General features: G+C 39.6%; 22 protein-coding genes. 21 read left to right on the plus strand and 1 reads right to left on the minus strand.

Annotation, left to right across the window (positions count from 1 at the left end; genetic code table 11):
* Window positions 1–135: 135 nt before the first annotated feature.
* From deoB to A6754_RS08980, 14 genes are all read left to right on the plus strand, one after another.
* Window positions 136–1,320, plus strand: coding sequence for a phosphopentomutase (deoB, locus tag A6754_RS08915; protein WP_066443973.1), 1,185 nt, complete (start codon window positions 136–138; stop codon window positions 1,318–1,320).
* Window positions 1,321–1,425: 105 nt separating this feature from the next.
* Window positions 1,426–2,244: a purine-nucleoside phosphorylase gene (locus A6754_RS08920; protein ID WP_066443976.1), complete on the plus strand. Its 819-nt coding sequence runs from the start codon at window positions 1,426–1,428 to the stop codon at window positions 2,242–2,244.
* A 98-nt stretch (window positions 2,245–2,342) separates the two neighbouring features.
* Window positions 2,343–3,647, plus strand: a complete 1,305-nt coding sequence (locus A6754_RS08925) for a pyrimidine-nucleoside phosphorylase (protein WP_066443979.1) — start codon at window positions 2,343–2,345, stop codon at window positions 3,645–3,647.
* Window positions 3,648–4,626: 979 nt separating this feature from the next.
* The gene (locus tag A6754_RS08930; protein WP_066451528.1) at window positions 4,627–5,793 is read left to right on the plus strand and encodes a D-alanyl-D-alanine carboxypeptidase family protein; all 1,167 of its coding nucleotides are present in this window, start codon (window positions 4,627–4,629) and stop codon (window positions 5,791–5,793) included.
* Window positions 5,794–6,007: 214 nt separating this feature from the next.
* A complete protein-coding gene (gene spoIIAA / locus A6754_RS08935) occupies window positions 6,008–6,358 on the plus strand; it encodes an anti-sigma F factor antagonist (protein WP_066443982.1) in 351 nt (116 codons plus the stop codon).
* A gap of 2 nt (window positions 6,359–6,360) precedes the next feature.
* A complete protein-coding gene (gene spoIIAB, locus A6754_RS08940) occupies window positions 6,361–6,801 on the plus strand; it encodes an anti-sigma F factor (protein WP_066443984.1) in 441 nt (146 codons plus the stop codon).
* A 12-nt stretch (window positions 6,802–6,813) separates the two neighbouring features.
* Entirely contained in the window at window positions 6,814–7,572 is a 759-nt protein-coding gene (gene sigF / locus A6754_RS08945) for an RNA polymerase sporulation sigma factor SigF (RefSeq protein ID WP_066443987.1), read from the plus strand.
* A 125-nt stretch (window positions 7,573–7,697) separates the two neighbouring features.
* Window positions 7,698–8,318: a stage V sporulation protein AA gene (locus A6754_RS08950; protein ID WP_066443989.1), complete on the plus strand. Its 621-nt coding sequence runs from the start codon at window positions 7,698–7,700 to the stop codon at window positions 8,316–8,318.
* Window positions 8,308–8,730: a stage V sporulation protein AB gene (locus A6754_RS08955; RefSeq protein ID WP_066443990.1), complete on the plus strand. Its 423-nt coding sequence runs from the start codon at window positions 8,308–8,310 to the stop codon at window positions 8,728–8,730. Before A6754_RS08950 ends, A6754_RS08955 begins: the two co-directional genes overlap by 11 nt.
* Before the next feature lie 40 nt (window positions 8,731–8,770).
* Window positions 8,771–9,355 (plus strand): stage V sporulation protein SpoVABEA, encoded by a 585-nt coding sequence (gene spoVAEA, locus A6754_RS08960; protein WP_066451530.1) that lies wholly within the window; start codon window positions 8,771–8,773, stop codon window positions 9,353–9,355.
* Window positions 9,333–10,814, plus strand: a complete 1,482-nt coding sequence (locus A6754_RS08965) for a spore germination protein (protein WP_066443991.1) — start codon at window positions 9,333–9,335, stop codon at window positions 10,812–10,814. Before spoVAEA ends, A6754_RS08965 begins: the two co-directional genes overlap by 23 nt.
* Before the next feature lie 234 nt (window positions 10,815–11,048).
* Entirely contained in the window at window positions 11,049–12,368 is a 1,320-nt protein-coding gene (lysA, locus tag A6754_RS08970) for a diaminopimelate decarboxylase (protein WP_066443993.1), read from the plus strand.
* A 628-nt stretch (window positions 12,369–12,996) separates the two neighbouring features.
* Window positions 12,997–14,259: a group II intron reverse transcriptase/maturase gene (ltrA, locus tag A6754_RS08975; RefSeq protein WP_066441994.1), complete on the plus strand. Its 1,263-nt coding sequence runs from the start codon at window positions 12,997–12,999 to the stop codon at window positions 14,257–14,259.
* A 464-nt stretch (window positions 14,260–14,723) separates the two neighbouring features.
* Window positions 14,724–15,092, plus strand: coding sequence for a GNAT family N-acetyltransferase (locus A6754_RS08980; protein WP_066443996.1), 369 nt, complete (start codon window positions 14,724–14,726; stop codon window positions 15,090–15,092).
* Between the two features lie 81 nt (window positions 15,093–15,173).
* Here A6754_RS08980 and A6754_RS08985 read toward each other — a convergent pair whose 3' ends face one another.
* The gene (locus A6754_RS08985) at window positions 15,174–15,686 is read right to left on the minus strand and encodes a DUF309 domain-containing protein (RefSeq protein WP_066443999.1); all 513 of its coding nucleotides are present in this window, start codon (window positions 15,684–15,686) and stop codon (window positions 15,174–15,176) included.
* A 296-nt stretch (window positions 15,687–15,982) separates the two neighbouring features.
* Between A6754_RS08985 and A6754_RS08990 the strand changes: the two genes are divergently transcribed.
* From A6754_RS08990 to A6754_RS09020, 7 genes are all read left to right on the plus strand, one after another.
* Window positions 15,983–16,750: a segregation/condensation protein A gene (locus tag A6754_RS08990; protein ID WP_066444005.1), complete on the plus strand. Its 768-nt coding sequence runs from the start codon at window positions 15,983–15,985 to the stop codon at window positions 16,748–16,750.
* Window positions 16,737–17,324, plus strand: a complete 588-nt coding sequence (gene scpB, locus A6754_RS08995; protein WP_066444006.1) for an SMC-Scp complex subunit ScpB — start codon at window positions 16,737–16,739, stop codon at window positions 17,322–17,324. Before A6754_RS08990 ends, scpB begins: the two co-directional genes overlap by 14 nt.
* 217 nt (window positions 17,325–17,541) lie before the next feature.
* Entirely contained in the window at window positions 17,542–18,030 is a 489-nt protein-coding gene (locus tag A6754_RS09000; protein ID WP_066444008.1) for a YpuI family protein, read from the plus strand.
* Between the two features lie 301 nt (window positions 18,031–18,331).
* A complete protein-coding gene (locus A6754_RS09005; RefSeq protein ID WP_066444011.1) occupies window positions 18,332–19,225 on the plus strand; it encodes a superoxide dismutase in 894 nt (297 codons plus the stop codon).
* Window positions 19,226–19,382: 157 nt separating this feature from the next.
* Window positions 19,383–20,534, plus strand: coding sequence for a D-alanyl-D-alanine carboxypeptidase family protein (locus tag A6754_RS09010; RefSeq protein WP_066444013.1), 1,152 nt, complete (start codon window positions 19,383–19,385; stop codon window positions 20,532–20,534).
* On the plus strand, window positions 20,527–21,114 hold the full coding sequence (locus A6754_RS09015) for a nucleoside recognition domain-containing protein (RefSeq protein WP_066444016.1): 588 nt from the start codon (window positions 20,527–20,529) through the stop codon (window positions 21,112–21,114). The genes A6754_RS09010 and A6754_RS09015 overlap by 8 nt, the downstream gene beginning before the upstream one ends.
* 6 nt (window positions 21,115–21,120) lie before the next feature.
* Window positions 21,121–21,651: a spore maturation protein gene (locus A6754_RS09020; protein ID WP_066444019.1), complete on the plus strand. Its 531-nt coding sequence runs from the start codon at window positions 21,121–21,123 to the stop codon at window positions 21,649–21,651.
* Window positions 21,652–21,727: the final 76 nt, after the last annotated feature.

The raw sequence follows: 21,727 nt of genomic DNA on the forward strand, positions 1-21,727 counted from the left end.
CGTTACAATAGAGATGTCAGACTTCTGACGTATGTATATGTGTATTTCAAGCTGAAAAGGGTAATATAAGCAATAAAGATATACATTAATAGAATGGATTTTGTAAGGGTATTCAATTTTATAGGAGGAACATTAATGACAAATCATACATATAAAAGAATTTTTCTCGTTGTAATGGACTCAGTTGGTATTGGGGAAGCTCCTGATGCAGAGAGATTTGGCGATAAAGGTTCTGACACATTAGGCCATATTGCTGAAAAGATGGACGGCTTGAAGATGCCAAACATGGGGAAATTAGGACTGAGCAATATTCGTGAGATCAAAGGAATTCAGAAAGCGGAAAAACCGCTTGCTTATTATACGAAAATGCAAGAGGCATCCAATGGAAAAGACACGATGACAGGACACTGGGAGATTATGGGATTAAATATCCAAACACCTTTTAAAGTGTTTCCAGATGGTTTTCCGCCCGAACTTATTGCTGAACTGGAAGACCGCACAGGCAGAAAAGTGATCGGAAACAAACCGGCAAGCGGAACAGAAATACTGGATGAACTTGGCGAAGAGCATATGAAAACAGGCGCACTTATTGTCTATACTTCAGCAGACTCTGTACTGCAGATTGCAGCACATGAAGAGATCATTCCTATCGAAGAACAATACAACATTTGTGAAATCGCAAGAGAATTAACATTAGATGAAAAGTATATGGTTGGACGTGTTATTGCACGCCCATTTCTCGGTGAGCCAGGGGCATTTAAACGTACATCCAACCGTCATGATTATGCACTAAAGCCATTTGACCGAACAGTGATGAATGAGCTAAAAGACGGTGGATATGATGTCATTGCCATTGGGAAAATCTCAGATATTTATGATGGCGAAGGTGTTACAGAATCATTAAGAACCGTTTCCAACATGGATGGAATGGATAAGCTTGTTCAAACATTGGACATGGACTTTACAGGTCTAAGCTTCTTAAATCTTGTCGATTTTGATGCACTATTTGGACATAGAAGAGATCCAATTGGCTATGGTGAAGCTTTAGAGGAATATGATGCCCGTTTAGATGAAGTATTTGCAAAGCTGAATGAGGATGACCTTCTAATTGTAACAGCAGACCATGGAAATGACCCTGTGCATTATGGTACAGATCATACAAGAGAATATGTGCCATTGCTTGTCTACTCAAAAGGGATGACAGAAGGAAAAGAATTGGCGATCAGAGAAACATTTGCCGACATTGGTGCAACTGTTGCGGAAAATTTCAATGTGAAACTTCCGGCATTCGGGAAAAGCTTCCTGCAGGAATTAAAATAAGAGCTTATAGAAGAACGTACAGTTAAATAGAGGAGAGTTTTTCTCACAGAAGGAAAGATCTATTCACTATCCTTTTTTAAATATAGAACCGAAGGAGATTAAATCATGGATGTAAACAAAATTGTAAACGCAGCCTCATTTTTAAAAGAAAAATACTCGAAGGTTCCTAAAATCGGATTAATTTTAGGCTCTGGTTTAGGAGTATTAGCAGACGAAATTATTGAACCAGTTAAAATCCCTTATAACGAAATTCCAGATTTTCCTGTGTCAACGGTTGAAGGTCATGCAGGACAGCTTGTTTTCGGCGATTTAAATGGTGTGGATGTCGTTGCCATGCAAGGACGTTTTCATTATTATGAAGGCTATTCTTTTGATAAAGTAACATTTCCTGTACGCGTGATGAAGGAGCTTGGGGTTGAAATCCTCATTGTTACTAATGCAGCTGGCGGTGTTAACGAATCCTTTACACCAGGCGATTTGATGCTGATTTCAGATCATATTAATAATATGGGAAGCAACCCGCTGATCGGACCGAATGATTCGAAGCTTGGCGTAAGGTTCCCTGATATGTCAGAAGCATATGCAAAAGATCTTCGTAAGGCAGCAAAAGAGATTGCACAGCAGCTGAACATCAATGTAAAAGAAGGAGTTTACGTCGGCAATACGGGCCCTACATATGAAACACCTGCAGAGGTTAGATTGCTTCGGGTATTAGGCGGAGATGCAGTTGGTATGTCAACAGTACCAGAGGTTATTGTTGCTCGCCATGCCGGATTAAAGGTACTTGGCATTTCCTGCATCAGCAACATGGCTGCTGGGATCTTAGATCAGCCGCTTAACCATGAAGAAGTAATTGAAACAACAGAAAAAGTGAAAAAAGATTTCCTTCAATATGTAAAAGCTTTAGTTAAAAATATGGCGTAAGCAAACTAGGTTAAAAGCGCCATTTAATGTTAAAAGCGCCATTTAATGAACCTTGCAGTGGTGCTTGCACTTTTAGAATAGAAGGGCGGATTCACACAATGAGAATGGTTGACATAATTGAAAAAAAGCGTGACGGGATTGAATTAGCAAAAGAAGAAATTCAATTCTTTGTAAATGGGTATACAAATGGATCAATTCCTGATTATCAGGTGAGTGCTTTGACAATGGCGATTTTCTTCAAAGGAATGACAGAAAACGAACGTGCTGACTTGACGATGGCTATGGTAGAATCCGGGGATCAAATCGACCTGAAGAAAATAGAAGGCATCAAAGTAGATAAGCACTCAACAGGCGGTGTTGGTGATACAACGACACTTGTTTTAGGACCGCTTGTAGCGGCAGTTGGCGTGCCTGTTGCAAAAATGTCTGGACGCGGATTAGGGCATACGGGCGGCACCATTGATAAATTGGAAGCTGTTGAAGGATTTCATGTAGAAATTGAAAATGAAGAATTTATTAAGCTTGTGAATGAAAATAAAATTGCTGTAATCGGCCAAAGCGGAAACTTAACGCCTGCAGATAAAAAGCTGTATGCATTGCGCGATGTTACGGCTACAGTTGACAGCATTCCGCTCATTGCCAGCAGCATTATGAGCAAAAAAATTGCAGCAGGTGCTGATGCGATCGTTCTTGATGTAAAAACAGGCGCTGGTGCTTTTATGAAAACGCTGGAGGATTCCAAAGAATTAGCGAGCGCAATGGTTCGCATTGGAAACAATGTGGGCCGGAACACAATGGCTGTTATTTCAGACATGAGCCAGCCTCTTGGTTTTGCCATCGGAAATGCGCTTGAAGTGAAAGAAGCGATTGATACGCTAAAAGGGGAAGGCCCGGAAGATTTAACAGAGCTATGCCTAACCCTTGGCAGCCATATGGTTGTTTTAGCGAAAAAAGCTGCAACTGTAGAGGAAGCACGTGAAAAGCTGCAGCAAGTAATAAATGATGGCAGTGCACTTGAAACCTTTAAAACATTCTTAAGCTCTCAAGGCGGAGATGCGTCTGTTGTGGATCAGCCAGAAAAATTGCCTCAAGCAAAATATCAATTTGAACTTGAAGCAAAAGAGGATGGCTTTGTGTCAGAAATTGTGGCTGATGAAATTGGAACAGCTGCCATGCTTCTTGGGGCAGGGCGTGCAACAAAAGAATCAACCATCGACCTTGCAGTTGGATTAATGCTGCGCAAAAAAATCGGAGACGAAGTGAAAAAAGGAGATTCACTCGTAACCATCTATAGCAATTTTGAAGATGTCAGCGATGTTAAAGAGAAATTATATGCAAATATCATGCTGACAAGCGAAAAAGTAAGTGCACCAGTTTTAATTCATGGTGAAATCACGAAATAAAAAAATGAATTACTATATACGAAAGAGCTGCCGAGATATATATGGCAGCTTTTTTTCATTTAAATATATCTTGGAGACTATTTGGTCTGGCTTTAGGGCAAAGTGGACAGATCTTGGGTAATAATGTACGCATTATTGGATAATAGAGGTGTGTTTCGGAGCTAAACGCGACTATGAAATCCTATATATGGAAAATTGTGTCGTGGAAATGCTCTAATCACGAAGGAATAATCCAATAAATGGATAACAGAGGTGTGTTTCAGAGCTAAACGCGACAGTAAAATGCTATATATGGAAAATAGTGTCGTGGAAATGCTCTAATCACGACAGAATAATCCAATAAATGGATAACAGAGGTGTGTTTCGGAGCTAAACGCGACTATGAAATCCTATATATGGAAAATAGCGTCGTGGAAATGCTCTAATCACGACAGAATAATCCAATAAATGGATAACAGAGGTGTGTTTCGGAGCTAAACACGACAGTAAAATCCTATATATGGAAAATAGTGTCGTGGAAATGCTCTAATCACGACAGAATAATCCAAAAAAATGGATAACGGAGGTGTGTTCCGGCACTAAACACGACAGTATAATCCTTTATATGGAAAAAGGTGCCGTGGAGATGCTTTAATCACACCAGAATAACCTAATAACTGGATAATAGAGTCCCGTTTCATCTATTAACTAAACTTAGACTAGTTATCCCAGCTCAACCATAATAAATCCCCCCTTAAATTTAGAAACTCTAGTTTTGTTCTTTCCCTCAAACCCCAAAAGCTACAAATCACTAACGCTCTCCCACTAATTTAGTCTCTTATAGCCTCTATCTTTCCCTATCAAGGTTTCTCCTAAGTGCTCTTCCTCCTCATGAATATTTTTACCGGAATGGTATAGATTTTCCTCAAATGGAAATGATGGTAGCAAACGAAACGATCATCAGTCTATGCTGGTGTCATTTTTTGGAGGGGTTTATATGATGAAGAAAATTGTCTTATTAATGATGCTTTCTTTTCTTATGCTTACAAGCTTCTTACCTTCAGCATTCGCTGAAGAGCAGAAAGCAGAATTAGCTGAGGGAGTAAAATCAGCCATTTTGATAGAAAGAGATACAGGAACGATCTTATACGAAAACAATAGTAAAGAACAGCTGCCGCCAGCCAGCATGACAAAAGTGATGACAATGCTTCTGATTATGGAAGCAATTGATGAAGGCAAGCTTACATGGGATGAGAAGATTCGTACGAGTGAGTATGCGGCATCTATGGGAGGATCGCAGATTTTTCTTGAGCCTGGTGAAGAAATGACAACAAAGGAAATGCTTAAAGGCATTGCAATCGGATCTGGGAATGATGCATCCGTGGCAATGGCAGAGCGGCTTGCCGGTTCAGAGGATGAATTTGTTGAAATGATGAACAGTAAGGCAAAGGAGCTTGGTTTAAAAGATACATTCTTTAAAAATCCAACAGGTTTGCCGGAAGAAGGTCATTACAGTACAGCACATGATATGTCAGTAATGGCAAAAGAGCTGCTGAAATATGAAGATATAACAAGTTTTACGGGAACGTATGAATCCTATTTGCGTGAAGGTACAGATAAAAAATTCTGGCTTGTTAATACGAATAAACTTGTTCGTTTCTATCCTGGTGTTGATGGATTAAAAACAGGGTTTACGAATGAAGCAAAATATTGTTTAACGGCAACCGCTGAAGTAGATGGAATGCGTGTGATTGCGGTAGTGTTTGGAGCTCCAACTTCTAAAGACCGCAACGCGCAAGTAACGAAAATGCTCGATTATGCTTTTAGTCAATATAAAACACATTCAGTGTTTGAAAGAGATCATACATTAGGCAAGGTAAAGGTTAGCAAAGGCGAGCACAAATTTGTCGATGCAGTGACGAGTGAACCTATTTCTCTGTTAACAAAAAAGGGAGAAAGTATAGATAACGTTAAGCAGAAGATAGAGCTGTCAGAAGACATTAAGGCTCCGGTGAAAAAAGGAGATGAAGTCGGCCAGATCATTTTTGAAAAGGATGGCAAACAGATTGTAGAAAGCAAACTTGTCGCCAAAGAGGATAGTGCTGATGCAAGCTGGTGGACACTATTTAAACGGTCCATGGGTATGTTTACAAAATCTGGTGAATAAAGAAGGCAGGAATATGTCGAAGTGTTCCAAGCTTCCTTCTAATTTTGGCGAAAGCACACTAGTTTTGTCTTCTTGAAGGATATCGGAAGTGAAATATAGAAATTGACTCACTAAAGGCGGATAAAGGAGCCTGCTTCAGTTTAAAGCACTCTGCATCCGAATGCTGCTGCGATTTCATTTAGCGGCTTCATACCACATAAGGAGGCTATGAATAGTGAGTCTTAACATTAACCTGGAAGTGAAAAATGAAATTTTATGCATTCGATTAAGCGGGGAGCTTGATCACCATTCAGCAGACGAATTGCGTGAGCAAGCAACAGCCGCAATTGAGGAATTTCATATCCGTCATATCATTCTTAACCTAGAGCATCTCTCATTTATGGATAGCTCGGGGCTGGGAGTCATACTTGGAAGATACAAACAAATAAAACAAGTACACGGAGAAATGGTTGTTTGTGCCATCTCCCCAGCTGTGCAAAGATTATTCGATATGTCCGGTTTATTCAAAATCATTCGTTTGGAACCGACAGAAGAATATGCATTGCAAAGATTGGGGGTTGCCTAAACATGAAAAATGAAATGCACATTCAATTCAGCGCTTTAAGCCAGAACGAGTCTTTTGCTCGTGTAACGGTGGCTGCTTTTATTGCTCAGCTTGATCCAACGATGGATGAGCTTACTGAAATTAAAACAGTTGTATCAGAAGCCGTTACGAATTCTATTATTCATGGCTATGAGAATGACCCGAATGGTCTTGTGTACATTTCTGTCACGATAGAAGATGGATTGGTTGATCTATCGATTAGAGATGAAGGATTAGGCATTAGCGATGTCGATGAAGCGAGACAGCCGCTTTATACGACAAAGCCAGAGCTTGAACGTTCTGGCATGGGCTTTACCATAATGGAGAATTTCATGGATGAAATAGCGGTTGTATCACACCCAGGGGAAGGCACAGAAATCCGCTTAAAAAAGCATTTATCAAATAGTAAAATGCTATGTAATTAAGGGAGTCTTGCTATGGATGTGGAAGTAAAATCAGGTAAGGGCCAAACGTATTTAAAGGATCATGAAGTCAAGGAACTAATTCAGCAAAGCCAGAGCGGTGATCAGAGTGCCCGGGATACAATTGTTCAGAAGAATATGAGACTCGTCTGGTCTGTCGTGCAGCGTTTCTTAAATCGGGGCTATGAACCTGATGATTTATTCCAAATCGGGTGCATCGGATTGCTTAAGTCTGTAGATAAATTTGATTTGAGCTATGATGTAAAGTTCTCTACTTATGCTGTTCCAATGATTATTGGGGAGATTCAGCGGTTTATTCGTGATGATGGGACCGTTAAAGTAAGTCGATCCTTGAAGGAACTCGGCAATAAAATCCGAAAAGCGAAAGACGAACTATCGAAAACATTAGGACGAATTCCAACCGTTTCGGAAATTTCAGAGTACCTGGATATTCCGTCTGAGGATGTCATTCTCGCACAGGAAGCAAGCCGGATTCCATCGTCTATTCATGAAACGGTTTATGAAAATGATGGAGATCCAATCACATTGCTTGACCAAATAGATGATGGCAATGAGGGCAAATGGTTCGATAAGATTGCTTTAAAGGAAGCGATTAGAGAACTGGATGAACGCGAAAGGTTGATTGTGTATCTTCGTTATTATAAGGATCAAACTCAATCAGAAGTAGCCGAAAGACTCGGAATATCCCAAGTACAAGTCTCCAGGCTGGAAAAGAAGATATTGCAGCAGATGAAGGACCGTATGGATTTATAAATCCATACGGTTTTTTTATCGTGTCTCAACATAATGGTAATTCATGAAATTATTGCCTTTCATGAAGATAATACCTGCAACTCATACTATATGTAAGGAAATCACTCGCGTGGGAAGTGAAAAGAATGGAACACACAGTGTATATTCGTTTGCGCCATCGGCTCCAAGTCAGGCCGAATACGGCGATCCACTTAGAGGACATCGCGCAGATCATTGCGGATGAAGAACTATTTTCTGTATTGCGCAGATTAAAAATGCATCAGGTCATTGAAGAAGATAATAACATCATTATTATCGACATCATGAAGGTCATCAAACTTATAAAAAACCAATTTCAGATGCTTGAAATTCAAACCATTGGTCCTTCACAGGTGATTGTAGAAGTGGCCAGAAAAAAAAGAAAAACGTCCATGTCGTTATTTGTTTTAGTATGGCTCCTATTATTCTTTGGAGCTGCCTTAACGATCATGAATTTTCATGAGGATGTAAGTATGAGAGAAGTTCATCTGAAGATTTTCACCATCATTACTGGAATTGAAGACGAAAAGCCGCTCGTATTTCAAGTGCCGTATTCAATTGGTCTTGGAGCGGGGATGATTATCTTTTTTAATCATTTATTCAAGAAGCGCCTCAATGAGGAGCCAAGCCCGCTTGAGGTAGAGATGTTTAATTATCAGCTTGATTTAGATAATTATGTGGCTATGAATGAAAACAAGGAGAGCATGAAAAACATTGATGACGATTAAGATCATCGCGGTGATCTTCTTAGGCATTGCAAGCGGCTTGGCTGTAGGAGCAGGATTTGTGGCTTTTCTGACAGTACTGGGGATTATTCCCCGCCTGACACAGCTCACAAAAACAATGAAAATGATCCGTTACTATGAATGGTCGGTAGTATTAGGAGTTATTGCGGGTTCGGCTGCGACTCTTTGGGATATTGCTTTTGCTTTTCCGCCATGGTTATTAATCCCTCTTGGTGCATCATCAGGCATTTTTGTAGGCATGCTTGCTGCAGCTTTAACAGAGGTTCTGAACGTACTGCCTATTTTAGCTAAAAGAATTGGCATTGATGGCCAGATTGTTATTCTGCTGATGGCCCTTGTTTTCGGCAAAATCGCCGGCAGCCTCTACCAATGGTTTTATTTTATAGGAAAGTAGAAAAAAGATTGAATGACAAAAGGAAGGATCGATTTTGGATATGAGTGAAAAGCGAAATGTCATTCTCATAACAGATGGAGATGTTTATGCCCGTAAGGCGGTTGAACTTGCTGCACAGGAAATTGGCTGCAGATGTATAACTTCTTCTCAAGGAAATCCCTCTGTATTGAGCGGCCCTCAACTTGTAAAGCTCATTCATAAGGCAAAGTGTGATCCAGTGCTTGTCATGTTTGATGATAGCGGGTTTGTTGGTGAGGGGGCAGGTGAACATGCAATGAAATACGTGGCGCATCATGAAAGCATACAGGTATTAGGAGCCATTGCGGTTGCCTCTAAAACAAGGCATGAAGAATGGACACATGTCGATGTCTGTATTGATCGCTTTGGAGAGCTTACACACTATGGTGTAGATAAATATGGCATTCCAGAGATGGAGGAAGGCAGAATCACAGGAGATACGGTATATTGCTTGGATGAATTGGATCTGCCAATTGTCGTTGGTATTGGAGATATAGGAAAAATGGGGAAAATGGATCACTTTACAGTTGGTTCACCTATTACCATTAAAGCCATCAAGCTAATACTGGAAAGGAGCGGAAAATATGACAGCAGCAAAGAAGGATAATATGAAACCCATCCCTATATCGGTAAACGAAATTGAAACTTATATGAAAAATAGAGTTGGACTGGGTGAGAGTTTTGATCTGGGAGTCCGAAAATTAAAGGTTCTGCGCAAAGATGTTCATTTTTACTACGTTAATGGATTGACAGACACCCAATTTATCATTGAGATTGTTGAAGAATTAGTGGCTATAAATGACCATGAGAAACTTTCAACCAAATTGTTCAGCGTCATCGAAAACCGACTTGTTCATCAATCTGTGGATAAGATTAAGACGCTTGATGAACTTGTTGATCAGGTTCTTTCCGGACTAATTGTCGTTGTCATGGAAGGAGAAGACACAGCTTTAGTCGTTGATGTCAGAAGTTATCCCGGCCGTACACCGCAAGAACCGGACACAGAGAAAGTGGTGCGCGGTTCAAGGGATGGCTATGTAGAAAATATAATTATCAATACAGCATTAACGAGAAGAAGGATTCGAGACGAACGTCTTCGTTTTGAAATGCTTAAAGTAGGAGAACGCTCCAAAACAGATGTAGCCATAGGTTATATAAAAGATGTAGCAGATCAGGATCTAATTGATATTATTAGAAAAGAAATTGAAGCGATTGACATTGACGGGATTACAATGGCAGATAAAACCATTGAAGAATTCTTGTTAAAACAAGGATATAACCCGTTTCCGCTGGTCCGTTATACAGAGCGTGCAGACGTATCTGCAACACATCTTCTGGAAGGGCATGTTGTCATTTTTGTTGATACATCCCCAAGTGTCATTATTACACCAACAACTTACTTTCACCATCTGCAGCATGCAGAGGAGTATAGACAGTCACCGGCAGTCGGTACGTTTGTAAGGTGGATTCGATTTTTAGGACTACTATCATCACTTCTTTTATTGCCGCTTTGGTTCTTATTTGTATTAGAACCTTCGCTTTTGCCTGAAGCTATAGCGTTTATAGGACCAAATGAAAAAACAAATATTCCAGTCATCATTCAGCTCTTTATAGCAGATGTCGGGATTGAGTTTTTAAGAATTGCAGCCATTCATACGCCAACCCCTTTATCGACAGCAATGGGTTTAATAGCGGCTGTTTTAATCGGTCAGATTGCAATAGATGTTGGGTTATTTGTACCGGAAGTCATTCTTTATGTTGCTTTGGCAGCAATTGGAACATTTGCAACACCAAGCTATGAGCTAAGCATTGCCAATAAGTTAGTCAGACTTGGAATTTTAATTCTCGTTGCAATCTTCCATACTCCTGGATTAGTAATTGGCACCACGGCCTTTATTCTTTGGCTTGCGAGCATAAAATCTTTAAATGTTCCTTATTTATGGCCGTTTATACCATTTAATCCTGGTGCGTTTGTTCATATTCTTATCCGAAGAGCTGTTCCGGGTTCTAAGATCAGACCAAGTATTGTACATGCGAAAAATCGTTATAAGCAGCCTGTTAAATAGTGTGCCACCCATGCTCCGTTGCGGGATTGATTGAATTGTGTTAAAGTATTTTCAACTGAATAAAGCGTTAAAGGATACAGAATATTTTATTATGCTTATAAAAGAGTTCAGCACCAGCGCTTAGGATGCACGTAAGTCATAAATGGTTAAAAAACAGCAACGTTCAACGTTGCCATTTATGGTTAGATGGACTGAGCATGGTGCGTGCGCTTTTCTTTTGGGGGTATTGGGTGGATGTATTTTAATGGCACAGCACAGGTAAATGAAAAAGGGCACTTGCAAATTGGCGGAGTAGATACACTTGACTTAGTAAGTCAATTTGGAACGCCGCTTTATGTATATGATGTTGCATTAATCAGAGAACGTGCAAGAGGCTTTAAGGAAACGTTTGACAAGCTTGGCGTAAAAGCACAAGTCGCCTATGCAAGTAAAGCCTTTTCTACGATTGCGATGGTTCAGCTTGTAGAAGAAGAGGGATTATCACTTGATGTCGTTTCAGCAGGTGAACTGTATACAGCTTTGGCTGCAGATTTTCCAGTGGAACGCATTCACTTCCATGGCAATAATAAAAGCCGTGAAGAGCTGGAAATGGCTCTGGAAAAAGGAATCGGCTGTATAGTTGTTGATAACTTCTATGAACTTCAATTATTAGAGCGTATATGCGGAGAAAAAAAGCAGAAGGCTAACATTTTATTGCGCGTTACACCTGGAATTGAAGCACATACACATGATTATATTTTAACTGGCCAGGAAGATTCTAAATTTGGCTTTGATCTGCAAAATGGACAAGCAGAAGCTGCTCTGCAGAATGCTTTAAATTCTCAAGCATTTGAAGTGCTTGGCATCCATTGTCATATCGGGTCACAGATTTTTGAGACAACTGGATTTATTTTAGCTGCTCAGAAAATCTTTGAAAAACTAAATGATTGGAAACAGCGTTTATCGTTTGAACCTGCTGTTTTAAATTTAGGCGGCGGATTTGGCATTCGTTATACGAATGAGGATGAGCCGATTGCTGCGTCACAATATGTGGAAGATATCATTACAGAAGTGAAAAATCTTGCACAGCACTATAACATGAAAATGCCCGAAATTTGGATTGAACCTGGCCGCTCTCTTGTTGGAGATGCAGGGACAACTCTTTATAAAATTGGATCACGTAAAGAAGTGCCAGAAGTAAGAAAGTATTTGGCGGTTGATGGAGGGATGAGCGATAACATCAGACCAGCTCTTTATCAGGCGAAGTATGAAGCAGTTTTGGCTGGAAGACCTCTGGAAAAAGCAAATGAGGTCGTTTCAATTGCCGGGAAATGCTGTGAATCCGGGGATATGCTCATTTGGGATTTGCCTTTGCCTGAGAGTGATGACAATGATGTGCTGGCCGTTTTTTGTACAGGTGCTTATGGCTATTCAATGGCCAATAATTATAATCGTCTGCCGCGCCCGCCAGTTGTCTTTGTGGAAAACGGTGAAGCTCAGCTAGTCGTCCGCCGTGAAACATTAGATGACTTAATCCGTTTAGATTTATCTATTCAAACGAAAATCAAGAATTAATGTCTTTAGCGTAAAATGAATCACATGAACCTATAAATACTTTTTCAGCAAAGCTGCCGGAACCGGCAGCTTTTGTTAATTGTGTGCCCGGCATGGGTGCAGGCTCTAGGGTGCGAGTCCCGAACGGCGAAGGCAGTAGTAGCCGTAGCTTAAGACAAGGATATGCGGGGTGACCCTCCTATCTGAAGGAAGTCGGCGGCAAACTTCCGCTCTGAGGAACACGAATCTCATATGAGGCTAGATGACATTGGGTGAGTCTGCAATACAAGACAAAGTCCATACTGCCAAAGGTGTCACATAGTAAATGAGGCGGAGACATGGAAGGAAAGTCTGTACTCTTACCCGGGGAGAACCTGTCGATATGCCGTACTCATGCGGTAAGCCTATCCGTGAGGATAAGTTGAACGACAGGCGTCAGCAGAAGCCATAGTACTTATTCGCTTAAGAGGATAAGGAAGGGCTGAACCGGTTATGGAAAATAGGAACTAGGCGTATCTTTCCATTCGATGAAACAGAAAACATAGTACCTGTTTAATGAAAGAAACGGTGAATCCGCGGGGGTCATTAAACAGGGTGGAGAATGAAAAGGACACAAACAGAACACCTATTTACGCGGGAGGTTATATCAATGTTAATGGAACGAATCATGTCACGGGAAAACCTACTTAATGCGATTAAAAGAGTAGAAAAGAATAAGGGAAAACATGGAGTGGACGAAATGCCCGTCACTGCTCTTCGTGGACATATTATGCTCAACTGGAGCGAACTGCGAAAATCCCTCTTCGAGGGAACCTATATCCCATCCCCCGTCCGTCGAGTCGAAATCCCGAAACCAGACGGCAAAGGGAAGAGGAAACTGGGAATCCCAACCGTGACAGACCGTTTCATTCAACAAGCAATCACCCAAGTGCTTACCAGAATGTATGACCCTAGTTTCTCTGAATGTAGCTTCGGCTTTCGCCCTAACAGGCGAGCGCACCAGGCTGTTAAATTAGCCCAAAGCTATATAGAAGAGGGTTATCGATGGGTAGTCGACATTGACCTTGAAAAGTTCTTTGACAAGGTTAACCACGATAGATTAATGAGTAAATTAGCCATGAGGATAAAGGATAGTACTCTCCTCAAACTAATAAGACGGTTCTTAACCTCTGGTGTTATGGAAGGCGGACTTGTCAGTCCTAACCTTGAGGGGACACCGCAAGGTGGACCTTTAAGCCCTTTACTTTCGAATATTGTGTTGGATGAACTGGATAAAGAACTGGAGCGCAGAGGACATCGCTTTGTCCGCTACGCCGATGATTGTAATATCTATGTGAAATCTAAAAGAGCTGGAGAAAGAGTTATGAAGGCAATGACCCATTTTATCGAGAGGAATCTTAAACTGAAGGTTAACAAGGATAAAAGTGCTGTAGACCGCCCTTGGAAAAGGAAATTTCTTGGGTTCAGTTTTACAAGTAATCTAAAACCGAAGGTGAGAATATCTCCCCAATCAGTTAAACGGTTTAAAGATAAAATAAGAAAGCTTACAAGCAGACGAAGGTCAATTGCCATGGAAGATAGGATTCATAACCTTAACCAATATCTAGTGGGATGGGTTAATTATTATCATTTAGCAGATACCCGTTCAGTAATCGCAAAACTCGAAGGATGGCTTAATCGAAGGTTAAGAATGATTCGATGGAAGGAATGGAAACTTCCCCAAACGAAGGTCAAGAAACTTATTAAACTAGGTGTTTCGAAAGGGAAAGCATATGAATGGGGAAATACAAGAAAGGCTTATTGGAGGATATCCAAAAGTCCAATTCTTCATAAAACATTAGGGAAAGCCTACTGGCTTTCCCTTGGGTTAAAAAGTATTTCTGCTAGATATGACTTACAGCGTTCGACTTAATCGGAACCGCCGTATACGGAACCGTACGTACGGTGGTGTGAGAGGGATAAATGGAGGTTAATCGCCTCCCCCTATCTCAATTTTGTGAGACTTCAATTGCACGGCTAAAAAGCACATGGAAAAATCAGAGCAGATGGTGTACAATGAATCATAGTTTCCATTCACTACAGATTGCAGGAGTATGGTGTATATGAAAAAAAGCAATTGGATCCTTTTTACCGTCATTCTGATGTTTGGTCTGCTCTGGGGTTTATATTATTGGTTTTTTATCGTTCTTGGCTAACGTGCATACCGAAGAACAATAGCATATAAGAAACATACAGACTATCTTACATATAATGATGCAAACAGTTTATAATGCTGTTCAGATGGGGAAAATAGAAAAATGGGTTTCATCCTTATACTTTAATTTCTCCACTTGACTGATCAAGCCCGACTTTAAACAAATTTAATGAGGGATAATTATGTTAATTCGATATAAAAAAACATTTGAAAAGATTGCAATGGGCCTTTTATCTTTTATGCCTAATGAAAAAGATTTAAAAAAATTGCAGCAAACTATGAAATTATATGAAACAGAGCGGCATATGCAGCTTTTTTTGTGGAAAGAAGAAGAGGATATTATTGGGCTTGTAGGTATATCCTTTACTGAAGATACAATGGAACTGCTTCATGTATCTGTTAATCCATCACATAGGCAGCAGGGAATCGGAAAAGCGATGATCAAAGCTCTGCAGGACATGTATCCAGAGAAGATTATGACACCATCGGAAGAAACGGAAGCTTTTTTGCATAGATGCCAAACGAATGAAACAGGAAAAGGCAGTGTATAATCACTGCCTTTTCTATGTGTTCATTTCTTTAACTGTATCCACCAATCCTGAGTAAGGACCGCAGCATATACGAGTGAAGGTTTACCTTTTATTCTGTAAGGCGGCATCTCTTTCCGCAATTACCTCACTGCGGTCTCTTCTTGAATGGCGGTGGATTAAATCCAGGTTTGTTAAATCACTTGCACAGCACCACGCTAATCCTAATGAAGTACACTCCTCCATCGCTCTCTGAATAAGAACAGGATCCTTAATAGGCATATTATAGCTTTCATACGGCTGTCTATTTTCGATCTCTGTATACTTCTTCTGTAAATCCGCAAGAAAAACATTCGTTTGCAGACCAAGGCCAGTTATTTTCTCTTTTTTGTTATAAAAAATATCAAGCGCTTTTTTTAATGTCCGTTCTGCTCCGTGATAGTTTAAACGGCGATGATGATAACAGGAAACGGCAAATAAAATAAAGCCGACCCAAATAGAGTTTTTATGGTAATCCTCTGTTTGTTTCCAATATTCCTCTAAAATTTCATGACATTCAAAATAATCACGGTCTCCGTGAAAGTGAACGATAAATTTTATATATTCGAGTGGGTACAAGTCATCACTCCTTCATAAATCCTGACGTGCAATTTAAACAGTTTTTCTTTATTTGAATTATTTTATCATAAAAAGACAAATACATACCTAATTTTAGCATTGGATAACCGCAATGAATCCTATATACTAATATAGAAAATCTGTTTGTGACTAGGTTCTGCTGTCAATACAGAAAAGACATATCTGTTCATACTTATGATATTAAAATACCCATTAGGACAATCATATGGCATAATGGATATTCATGCATAATAATTCTCTATTTGATTCTTGAAGAAATTTTGGTGGTACGAATGATGCAATATAATGTTAAGATAGATGCTTTTGAAGGTCCATTGGACTTGCTGCTGCACTTAATCAATCGATTGGAAATTGATATTTATGATATTCCAGTGTCAAAGATAACGGAACAATATTTACTATATATCCACACGATGAAGGAGCTGCAGCTTGATGTGGCAAGTGAATATTTAGTAATGGCTGCGACACTTCTGGCAATTAAGAGCAAAATGCTCTTGCCTAAACATGAAGAAAATGAGCTTGAGGATGAGTACGGACTGGAAATGGAAGACGATCCCCGGGATGAACTTGTTGAAAGATTAATAGAATATAAGAAGTATAAAGAAGCAGCCGAAGAGTTAAAAGAGATGGAACAGGAAAGAGGCATGATTTACACTAAGCCTCCGAGTGACCTTGCGGTATATGCGGAAAGCGAGCAGAATGATTTAAAAGATCTAAATGTTTCTTTATATGACATGCTGGGAGCCTTTCAGAAGCTATTACGCAGGAAAAAACTGCAAAAGCCGCTATCAACAAAGATTACCCGACAGGAAATACCCATTGAAACAAGAATGGAAGAAATCATTTCATTTATTAAAAATTCTCGCGGCCGTACAACCTTCTACAGCTTATTCCCAAAAGAGGACAAGGAGCATCTTGTTGTTACCTTTTTAGCAGTATTAGAGCTAATGAAAAGGCAGGAGATTGCTGTAAGTCAAGCGGGGAATTTTTCTGAAATTTTTATAGAAGCAACGGAAGGAGAAGCAGTAAATGGAATTAATTAATTGGAAAGGCATCTTAGAAAGTCTTCTTTTTGCTGCAGGAGATGAAGGTTTATCGATAAAGCAAATTATGAACGTGCTTGAGATTGATGAATTGCAGGCAATTGAAACCGTTGAAAAGCTTAAGCAGGAATATGATGAGCAAACTTCAAGAGGTATTATGCTTGTTGAAATGGCAGGAACATATCAGCTCGCTACAAAAAAGGAAAATGCCGTATACTTAAAAAAACTGGTCGAATCTCCTTCAACCGCATCCCTCTCACAGGCTGCTTTAGAAACATTAGCCATCATTGCTTATAAACAGCCCATTACGAGAGCTGAGATAGAAGAAATCCGCGGAGTTAAAACAGAGCGTCCCCTGCAGACACTAACCTCTAAAGTGCTGATTAAAGAAGTAGGCAGAGCTGAAGGAACAGGACGTGCCTATTTGTATGGCACTACAAAAGAATTCCTGGATTATTTTGGCCTCAATCACATTGATGAGCTTCCTCAGCTCCCAGATGACGTTGAGGATGAATCATTGTTGGACGAAGCAGATTTATTTTTTGAAAAATTCCAGGAAACGATTGATAATTGACTTTTCTGAAACATTTAAAGCTTGTTTGTGGTAAAATTAAATAGGAAGTACGATCCTTCAGATTGAGACTAGGAGGGACGATCCTATTTAGCAAAGTGTAGAGAAGGACAAGCAGGAAAATCGTCATTGTTCAGGACAATTACATGTCCGAAATTGGAAATTTGTCATAAGCTAATATAAAAAAAGAGTGCTGTTTGATCATTTGGAGGTGTAAGTATTGGGAAATGCCATTGTTAAGACGCAAATGGAGGATGTTAAAAATTTCCTAGGGAATACTGTATCTGTATTTGAAGATTTCCTGAACGAAACGACCGTTTCAGGGTTATTATCGGAAGAGCAAGGCAACAAGGATTATTATAAACAGGTTCTTTCTAATATAAGAAAGCTGCTCGTTTATTGTGAAGAAGGCTTAGATGCTTGTAATATCATTATTTTAGGTGAACCCTTCCAGAAGGGAGCTGCAGAAAAGACGCTTTATCGCATTTATCATCAATGTGTAGAAGAATTTTTCTCTCCTAAAAATGATACTTGGTTCGAGAACAGCCGATCTGCTTACACTGGAAAAAATTCAATCCGTTTTCATGAACCAGTGCCGCATAGTGTGCAAAACCTTTTCCAAGGACTAGAATCTGATTTTCAGCATATTAGAGAAGAACTAGAATACTATGAGACGGATTATAGAACAAAAATGATCCAATCAAGATAAATCCTGAATATAATCAAGACAACCAGCCGAAACCATCATATAAAGTTGTTTTCGGCTTTTTTTTATCCAGAAATATATGAGCAAAATGAAGAATGGAGTGCTGTGGATGACAGTCAGAAATAGAAAACCGCTTATGTTTGTATGGGCAATCATAGGCGCTATTTTTGGAATGATAGCTTATCAAAATGGATGGTTAGGTTAATAGTCAGTTCTTTTGCTCATCAGGACATTTTCTCATTCTAGCGGCCAAGCAATCTTTCATACGATTGTAGGAGGTCATTGAAAAGAAAGGAAGGTTCAGATGAGCAAAATGAATGAATACGTGCAGGATGTTTTTAAATGGAATGATGAAATGAAGAAATTTCTGGAATCAGAAAATGTGGATCGCAATAACGAGCTATGGCAAAAGCTGGACAGTTTCACTGAAATTATGAACAGAATGAATCAGCCATTAAATGCGCAAGAAATCAACGGTATTCATGAACAAGTAGAGGGCTTGCAGGAGGATATGGAAAATTATTTTCGGGAGCGTTCAAGCTTAGGCAATATATTCTCAACTCAAGAGCCCTTTATTTCAGCAGGAAAACATGCCCTGCCTCCGCTGCCATATGCTTATAACAGCCTAGAGCCCTATATCTCAGAAGAAATTATGAGATTGCATCATGATAAGCATCATCAATCTTATGTAGATGGCTTGAACAAAGCAGAAAAAGAATTAGAGAAGGCAAGAACAACAAATGACTTTTCACTAATAAAGCATTGGTCTAGAGAGCTGGCCTTTCATGGATCTGGTCATTATTTGCATACGATATTCTGGAATAACATGTCTCCTAATGGCGGAGGAAAACCTTCAGGCTCACTCTTAAAAGAAATAGACAAATACTTTGGCAGCTTTGATCAATTTAAAAAGCAATTCTCTGAAGCAGCAAAACAGGTAGAAGGCGTAGGCTGGGCGATACTAGTATGGTCACCGAGGTCGCGCCACTTGGAAATCCTTCAATCAGAGAGACATATGATCTTAACTCAATGGGACACAATTCCCTTGCTTGCACTAGATGTTTGGGAGCATGCTTATTATTTACAATATAAAAATAAGAAAGCAGACTATGTGGATCAATGGTGGAATATAGTCAACTGGAAAGACGTTGAAGACCGATACTTAAAAGCTTCTGAATTAAAGTGGAAGCCATATTAATAACAAAAAAAATGTGAAACACAAGGAATGCATACTCCATATTCCTTGTGTTTTTGTTTTTTTAAGACGAAGTAAAACATCTTGTTCCAATTCAAGGCATATCCATCTTCATTTTGCATAAACTTGTACAAACAATAATGTGAAACGGGGATTGGCAATGAAACTCTTTAAAAAGCTCGTCATTTTATCGATTACTTTGACATTTCTTTTGGTGAATGTCCCGCATAAAGCAGACGCTGCCATATCAGTCAGTGCCAGCAGCGCGATCTTAATGGAACAAGAGTCTGGAAGGGTTCTATATGGAAAAGAGGCAAATACGAAACGAAGAATTGCCAGCATTACCAAAATAATGACGGCGATTCTTGCAGTAGAATCTGACAAGCTTGATGAAATGGTTAAGGTAAGCGGAAATGCGATTAGGGCAGAAGGTTCTTCCATCTATTTGCAGGAAGATGAAAAGATAAAGCTTGAAGATTTAGTTTATGGGCTAATGCTTCGCTCCGGCAATGATGCGGCCGTTGCGATTGCTGAGCATATTGGCGGCAGTTTAGAAGGTTTTGTTTTTTTAATGAATCAGAAGGCAGAGGAAATTGGGATGATAAATACTCATTTTGAAAATCCTCACGGGCTCGATGATCATGAAAACCATTATTCAACGGCATATGATATGGCAATCCTGACTCGGTATGCAATGGAAAATGAGATGTATAAAAAGATCTCTGGAACAAAGGTACATAAAGCACCAAATCCAAATGAAAGCTGGGATCGTGTCTGGAATAATAAAAATCGCTTATTAACACAACTGTATGATCATACAACTGGAGGGAAAACGGGCTATACGAAAAGAGCTAAACGCACTTTAGTGACTACAGCAGAGAAGGATGGGCTAGAGCTTATTGCTGTTACACTCAATGGTCCAGATGACTGGAATGACCATATTCAAATGTATGAAACAGCCTTTAAAACATACGAACCGGTAGAAATATTATCGGAAGGAAGTATTGAAGAGGCAGATGAAGGAATTTATAAAAATAAAATTTATTTAAAAGGTCATTATACCTATCCAGCAACAGCAGAGGAAAAAGAGAATTTTAAAGTGGAGTATCAATTAATCACTCCTAAAGATGGTTGGGAAGAAAGTGCTGACATACCCGATGTGGTCGGGAAAGCCATTGTCTATTTGAATAATGAACAAATAAAAACGATGCCCATTTATTTTGAAAAAGAACAAGAATTAGAAGAAAAATCATTCTTTGATAAATTCCGCAGTATATTCTCTTTTATTGTGGGTGTGAAGCAAGATGGTTAATATCATTTGGGTTCTATTAACGTTGATTGGAATTGTGTTTGCGATGTTCAATGGAACAATGAGTGAAGTGAATGAAGCTGTCTTTAATGGAGCGAAAGAGGCAGTGACTTTATGTATTGGTTTGATCAGCATTCTCGTCTTCTGGCTCGGAATGATGAGAATTGCTGAGGATGCTGGTCTATTGAAAAAGCTGGCAAACTTGTTTAAGCCGATTGTCAAAAGGCTATTCCCTGAGGTACCTAACGATCATCCTGCAATGGGCTATATTTTATCCAATATGATGGCCAATTTATTCGGATTAGGCAATGCAGCTACACCGCTAGGCATTAAAGCGATGGAAGAATTGAAAAGGCTAAATGGCGGAAAAGATTATGCAAGCCGCTCGATGATTACTTTTTTAGCAATAAATACTTCAAGCATTACCCTCATTCCAACGACGGTCATTGCCATCCGAATGAATTATGATTCTGCCAATCCTACCGATATAGTCGGACCAACGCTGATTGCAACCTTTTGCTCTGCTCTTGGTGCTATTTTAATAGACCGCTATTTTTATTATAGAAGAACTCGAAAAGGATGAGGTTGTATGCAAATTGTCTCACTTATATCTTTGTGGTTTATACCCGTTTTAATTGGCATCATACTTATCTACGGTACGATAAAAAAAGTTCCAACCTATGAAAGCTTTACTGAGGGCGGTAAAGAAGGAATAAAAATTGCGGTATCAATTATTCCCTTTCTAGTTGGAATGCTTGTAGCGATATCTGTATTTAGAGCTTCTGGCGCCCTTGAATATGTGATGGGCTTTATTAAACCGGCATTAGAAGCAGTAGGAATTCCAGCTGAGATTGTACCTCTAGCCATCATTCGGCCAATTTCCGGAACGGCAGCACTCGGAATGACGAGTGATTTAATTGCTTCATATGGACCAGATTCCTTTATTGGAAGACTTGCATCTGTGCTGCAGGGGAGTACAGATACTACTTTTTATGTGCTGACAGTCTATTTTGGTGCTGTTGGGATTAAGAAAATGGGAGATGCATTAAAGGTTGGACTGCTGGCTGACCTTGTCGGTATTGGAGCAGCGATCATTGTTGTAACCCTGCTTTTTGCTTAAATGATTATTACTATATAATATAAAACAAAAAACCCGATCCATTAGCAGGTGTTTAAATCTGTTTAATGGGCCGGGT

Origin of the sequence: Cytobacillus gottheilii (assembly GCF_001636345.1) — a bacterium.
GTDB lineage: Bacteria > Bacillota > Bacilli > Bacillales > Cytobacillaceae > Cytobacillus > Cytobacillus gottheilii.